This is a genomic window from Rhizobacter sp. P2_H2, from assembly GCF_056403375.1.
Genome location: NZ_JBFUFP010001040.1, coordinates 1 through 1,897 on the forward strand (window position 1 = coordinate 1; position 1,897 = coordinate 1,897).

The 1,897-nt window shown below is 69.3% G+C and carries 1 protein-coding gene; it reads right to left on the minus strand.

The features are described from left to right. Window positions 1–1,683 (minus strand): TonB-dependent receptor (locus AC1D15_RS29780; protein ID WP_477828861.1); only part of this gene is annotated, 1,683 nt, incomplete at its 3' end. Window positions 1,684–1,897 lie beyond the last annotated feature (214 nt).

The following is a 1,897-nucleotide window of genomic DNA, read 5'->3' on the forward strand; positions in this document are numbered from 1 at the left end:
GGCCGACAGCCCGTTGCTGATGAACAGCAGGTCGTCGCGGTTGACGGTGCGGAAGACCGACGCATTCCAGCGCAGCCCCTGCGCCAGCGTGCCGCGCACGCCCGCCTCCAGCGTCTGCGACACCACCTGCTTCAGCGGAGGGTCCGACTGCAGCGCGTTCGGCAGCACGCAGGCATTCGCCGGGTCCGAGCAGCCCAGCTCGATCGGGCTGGGCGCGCGATTGCCCTGGCTCCAGCCGCCATAGGCCGTGAAGCTCGGCGTCACCTGCCAGGTGGCACCGATGGCCGGGTTGAACTTCCGGTAGCGGTCTTCGGCATCGAGATTCGTCGGCAGCCCGAGCTCGATGCGGCCATCGTCGACCGTGCGGACACGGGTGTCGTTGTAGCGGCCTGACAGCGTGAGCTGCAGGTTCGGCCGCAGCGCGACCAGGTCGCTGACATACACGCTCGTGGTGCGGCTGCGGCCGGAGATCCTGGCATTGACCTCCGCGTCTTCGGTCGGGATCACGGCGCGGCTCGCGTCCAGCTCGCCCTCGGCCTCGGTCTGCTCGAAATGGTTGCGCGAGCGGTCGTGCGACAGCCCGAAGGTCAGCCGGTGCGGCCGTGCATTCCAGGTCGCCTGCAGCGCGAGACCTTCGCTGTCGGTGCGCGTGCGCGTGCGGTTCTCGACCCCGGTTTCCTCGACGGCGGGCGGATCGTAGTCGTCGTTCAGGTCGCCGTTCAGCGTCGACGCGCGGTTGCGGCGCGCATAGGCCGTCGCCGCCATCTCCCACTGCGGGCCCAGCGTGGCGGTGGTGTTGAAGGTCAGCAGCGTCGCCTCGTTGTCGGTCAGGTCGGGCCGGGTGTAGACCTGCTCGCGGCGCTGCGCCAGCATCGATTCGGGCAACCCGCCGTTGCCGACCAGCTGGTTGTCGGCATGACCCAGGCTCAGGTCCCACGAGAAGCTGCTGCTGCGCTGCCCGCCTTTGACGAACAGCTGCCGCACCCGCGACGGCGACTCGTCGCGCCAGCCGTCTTCGTTGAGCGCGCCGAAGGCCATGAACAGGTGGCYGGTCTCGCCGAGCTTGCGCCCATGCGTCAGCTCGGTGCTGATGCGGCCGAACGAGCCGCCCTCGACCTCGATCCCGGTGCCCGGGTGCGTGTCGCCGCTCTTGGTCTGCATCGAGAGCGCGCCGCCCAGCGTGTTCAGCCCGAACAGCGGGTTGGAGCCCGGCAGCAGCGTGATGTTGGCGATCGCGGCGCGCGGCAGCAGGTCCCAGTTGACGATGTCGCCGAACGGCTCGTTGACGCGCACGCCGTCGAGGAACACCGACAGCCCCTGCGGCGTGCCGAGCAGCGGGCTGGCGGTGAAGCCGCGGTAGTTCACGTCCATCTGGTACGGGTTGCCCTGCACCTCGTTGACGCTGACGCTGGGCAGCTGCGTGCGCATGAACTCGGGCAGGTTCAGGCTCTGCAGCTGGCGCAGCCGCCGGTCGGTGGCGGTCTGCACGTTGGACGGGATCTGGTCCTTGGGCACGCCGGTGCCGGGCACGGGCGTGGTCTGCACGATCTCGACCTCGGGCAGCACGACGACGGGCGGGGCCGCCGCCGATGTCGAAGCCGGCGTCGAAGCTGATTGCGCGTAAGCGGCGGGCGCGAGGGCTGTCAATGCCAGCAACGCAGCGTTCGCACGGGGGTGATGCATCTCAGGTCTCCGGTGGTGTGTTGTCCTTGTCTCGGAGWTGCGGGAGTCGTCCGGGTGGTGGGTGCCCCCCGCTAACCAGCGGGGTCCGCGCGGCCCAGGGAAAAATTCCCGGCCGCGCTGCTCGTTAACACCAAGGGCGATCTGTCCCATCGGACCGGTCTTGACGATGCCTTCGTCCCGCGAGTAGATTGCGGGCACTTTCGGCGCCTCACTG